This is a genomic window from Roseateles sp. P5_B10 (assembly GCF_056400485.1).
The window spans coordinates 1-3867 of the sequence record NZ_JBFULE010000506.1 but is presented as its reverse complement, the minus strand read 5'-3'; the positions used below and the strand labels follow the sequence as shown (position 1 = coordinate 3867).

General features: G+C 69.7%; 4 protein-coding genes and 1 pseudogene. All 5 read right to left on the bottom strand.

The genetic code is table 11. From position 1 onward, the window contains the following. Window positions 1–373: pseudogene (locus tag AC1DU6_RS22835) on the bottom strand (efflux RND transporter periplasmic adaptor subunit); the annotation flags it as partial. Then, entirely contained in the window at window positions 370–996 is a 627-nt protein-coding gene (locus AC1DU6_RS22830; RefSeq protein WP_477859804.1) for a hypothetical protein, read from the bottom strand. The pseudogene AC1DU6_RS22835 and the gene AC1DU6_RS22830, both read right to left, overlap by 4 nt. Beyond that, complete coding sequence (locus AC1DU6_RS22825) at window positions 993–2252, bottom strand: TolC family protein (RefSeq protein ID WP_477859802.1); 1260 nt, start codon at window positions 2250–2252, stop codon at window positions 993–995. Before AC1DU6_RS22825 ends, AC1DU6_RS22830 begins: the two co-directional genes overlap by 4 nt. A 123-nt stretch (window positions 2253–2375) precedes the next feature. Continuing rightward, the gene (locus AC1DU6_RS22820) at window positions 2376–2738 is read right to left on the bottom strand and encodes a hypothetical protein (RefSeq protein WP_457320738.1); all 363 of its coding nucleotides are present in this window, start codon (window positions 2736–2738) and stop codon (window positions 2376–2378) included. A gap of 69 nt (window positions 2739–2807) precedes the next feature. Beyond that, window positions 2808–3614 carry a PEP-CTERM sorting domain-containing protein gene (locus AC1DU6_RS22815; RefSeq protein ID WP_082532801.1) on the bottom strand — a complete coding sequence of 269 codons (807 nt, stop codon included), beginning with the start codon at window positions 3612–3614 and terminating at the stop codon, window positions 2808–2810. Window positions 3615–3867: the final 253 nt, after the last annotated feature.

Sequence of the window (3867 nt, the reverse complement as noted above, 5' to 3'; positions counted from 1 at the left end):
GGTGCAGCCAGGCGAGGACTTCCCCCTTTTGCACGGCCTGGCCGGGCACAGGAAGTCCCTTGGGGCCGGGTTCGATACGGCCGCCATGGCTGGCCTGCACACGGCCACTGGCGTTCGGGTCCTGAACCACACGGCCGGGCAGCTCCAGCGTCGCAGCGGCTTCGGTCTCGGGTGCGATCTGCGTGCGCAGCCCCAAGCGGCGCTGGGCCAGCTTGGGGACGTTGACACTGCCGTCGGGCAGGCGCACAAGGCCCGAGACACTGGTGGGCCCGGCCTGGTCGAGGTGTTCGCCATTCGGCCCATGGGCACCGGGCCCGGCGAGCCCGGCTGTCGTGGCCAGCAGCAGTCCAACGGTCAGCAGCGGGCGCTTCATGCCTGGCCTCCGTTCCCGGTCTTGGTGCCCTGGCGGCGGCGCCATGCGGCCACGGCGATCAGCATCGCCGCGATGACGCCCATCCCCGTCCACAGCTTGCGCGAGCCACTGGGGTGGTCGTGCCCGTGGTCATCGCCGGGCTCGTGCGCGTGCGGCGCCTGCGCCGCGGCCTGGGCCTGCTCGGCCGTGACCTTGAGGGTCGCGTCCAGCAGGTCCGATTCGTTGCCGTGGATGACGGTGATGACGATGGCGTGGTCACCGGGCTTGCCGAGCAGCTTCAGCATCGCCTCGTCGGCCACGGCGTAGTCGCCGATGGCGTCGTGAAAGGGAGCCTTGACCTTGAGGCCGCCGGACTCGATTTCGACCTGCGCCTTGAGCACCGGCTCGTTGGTCGCGAAGCGGTCGATCAGCATCGAGAACTCGCCGCCGGCGAGCGTGGCGACCAGCTCGAACTGCTCGCTCCTGGCTTCGATGCGTGGGCGGCTGCCGGCAGGCGCGGTGGTAGCGGCCGGGCTGTCGAGATGTTCGCCGTTGGGTCCGTGGGCGCCGGGGTCGGCCGCAGCGCCCAGGCTCACGGCCAGCGCAGCGGCGCCGAGGGCGCGCAGCAGGGAAAGGGAGGTCATGGAAGCAATCCTTGGGCTTGTTGGAGTCGCGCCTGGGCCAGGCGCAGATGGGCTTGCTGGCGTTCGCTGGCGGCCTCGGTCTGGGCGGCGGCGCTCAGCGCCCGCAGCAGTTCGGGCAGCGGCGCTTCGCCCGCCTTGAAGGCCTTGTCGATGTGACCCGCCCGCTCGCGCAGCAGCATGGCGCGCTGCGTTTCGAGGCGGGCCTGCACTTCAGCACCCTGCAGCTGGTTGCGCGCCAGCTCCAGCTCGGCCGCGAGGCGGTCGCGGCTGCGCTGCTGCTGGGTCAGGGCCATGTCGACCTCGGACAGCGCGGTGGCGATGCGCGGCTGAGCGTGCGTCTCGGTGCCAAATGCAGCAAAAGGCAGGCGCAGTGCAACGCCGATGCTGTTCAGCGCCGGGTTGCCCTGGCCAGGGCGTTCCTGGCGCAGGTTGACGCCCAGCTCGGGGCCGTCGCCGCGCTGGGCCTGTGCCAGGGCGAGCTGGCGCTGGGCACGGTCGACGGCGCGCGCGGCGAGCTGCAGTTCGGGGTGAGCCTCATCGAGGTCGAAGGTCGCCCCTGCAGGCGGGGGCTCGAACCGCGCGGCAACGGCGAGGCCCGTCAGCAGTTGCCATTGCGTCTGCTGGGCGTGCAGCTTCAGTGCAGCCTCGGCTTCCAGAGCCTGGCTGGACAGCCACTCGGCCCGGGCCGCCATCGCGTCGGCAGGCGCGAGGTCGCCGGCCTTGACGCGGCGGTCGACGTCTTCGGCCAGGCGACCGAGCAACTGGCCTTGCAGCGCGGCCAGGCGCTGCTCCGCCTCCAGGCCGCTCAGCTGGCCAAGGGCTTCGCGCACCTGGCCGGCCACGTGCAGGCGGGCGGCCCGCTCGGCGGCGGCACTCCAGTCGAGGCCGGCTTGGGCGGCCTGGCCGGCGGTTGCGCGGGCGCCGATGCGCCACAGCGGCAGGGCGATGCCGACCTCGGTTTCGCGCTGGCCGCTGGCGCCATTGCCGCGGCCTTCACGCTGGGACAGCTGCAGCGCTGGCGGCGCGGCGAGCCAGCTGGCGGCGACGGCCTGCTCGGCGCGAGCCTGGCGCTGCTGGCCTTGCGACTGCGTCACCTCGGCGGAGCGCTGCCAGGCGGCGTCAATCGCCTGGGCCAGGCTGGGGCGGCTGGCCGCGAGCGCTGCGGAATTCGATAGGGGTTGGGCGGCACAGGCGAGCGCGCTGGCAGCAAGGGCGCTGCCGGCGAGCCATGGCGCCAACCATGGAGGGATTTTCACGAGGGTCCTGATGCGAAAGCGGCGGCGACCCGCATGGGGCCAGCCCAGGGCTGGTCATGCGCAAGAGGTCACCGCCAGAGCGACAGACGGCCGCGCGTCAGCACGCGCGGGTCGCGGGCGGGATCAGGACTGGGCTTTGGGTGGCCGCTCGGGGCCGGCAAGGCAGGGCGGTGGAGGGGGCGTCGCCGCGGTCTGCACCGGCATCGCCGGCGGCAGTTGTGGCAAGTGCAGGTCAACACGGGTCATCAGGACCGGTGAATGCAAACCGCAGTCGCTGGCCAGATGATGGGCCGAGGCGAGCGACTGGTCCTCGTGGACGCCGCTGGCGTCGCCGTGATCATCGTGATGATGCCCCTGGCCCTCGAGGTGCATCAACGCATGCTGCTGCTCTTCCTGGCCCGCCATCCCCACGGCAACGCCTGCATGGGCCAGCGCTTGCCAGCACATGCACAGCATCAGCAGGAAGGTCGTCAGGCCGTGGCGCATGGTCGTCAGTCTAGCGGAGCGACCATTTGAGGCGCATGGCGCGGCCGCCTACTGGGGCCAGTTAACCAATCATTGCGATTCGGGCACTGGCACGAGCGCAGTCCGCCGGCGCCGCACGCCGAGAACCACGCCCAGCCCCAACATCGTGAGCGCCCAGGTCGCCGACTCAGGCACGGCGCTAGGAATGCCTTCGAAGTGGTAGAGCGCGGCCAGCGCCGGGTCGTCGATCGTGAACGAAGGGTCAACGAAGGCCTTCGACCAGCCTGCCGGCCCGCCGGGGCCGCCCGAGCCGGAATCGGCACGGAGGTAGACATCAAAGACGGCATTGACCTTGAAGTTGGTGACCTGATCGAACGAGAAGCTGTTGCCACTCACTCCGTTGAGGTTGATGCCGGCGAGCAAAATCGCGCCAGCGCCGCCGCTGTCGTAGTTCACGGAGAAGGAGGCCGATGCCTGCGTACTTCCTTCGCCGTCGACCAAGCCGTGGGCGAGGACRTGCACCGGCACTACCGTTGCCGCGGCCGGGCCGCTCAGCATGACCTGGTAATGAATCGTCGTGGTCGCTCCAGCACCACCGCCGACGGTGAATCCGAGGACAGGCGAGTACGCAGCCACGGAGAGGGAATAGGCATAAGCCGAGCCCCCCTGGGCTGAATCGGTGATCGAGGTGGCGACGTTGCCATCCACGTTCACCCCGTAGCTTGCAGGCGCAAAGGTCGTCCCGTGGTCGATGTCATTCAGGCGATTGAGCGGATTGAAATTGTCAGCGGCCGCGTGACCCACATAGGTGACGACGCCGAGCGCATGCGCCGCGCCAAACGGCAAAACCGCACAAGCGCAAAGAAGCGCGCTGAGCAACGTTCGTGAGCGAGTCATGATGTTCCTTGGCTGACGGAGACGAAAAACCTGACAACGGAATCAGGTGAACGGTCCGCCGGCAAGGAGAACATGTTTCCGGTCCGGTGGGACGCCCCGGGCAGCTGCCAATCTAGGGGGCGTGCCGGGCAACGGGCAACGCGTCGTCGGTCAGCCTGGAACATTCATTTCGGAGCGACGCGCCAGATCTCGCCGGTCACATCGTCATCCACGAGCAGTGAGCCGTCCTTCTGCACGGCGACCGAGCTGGGCC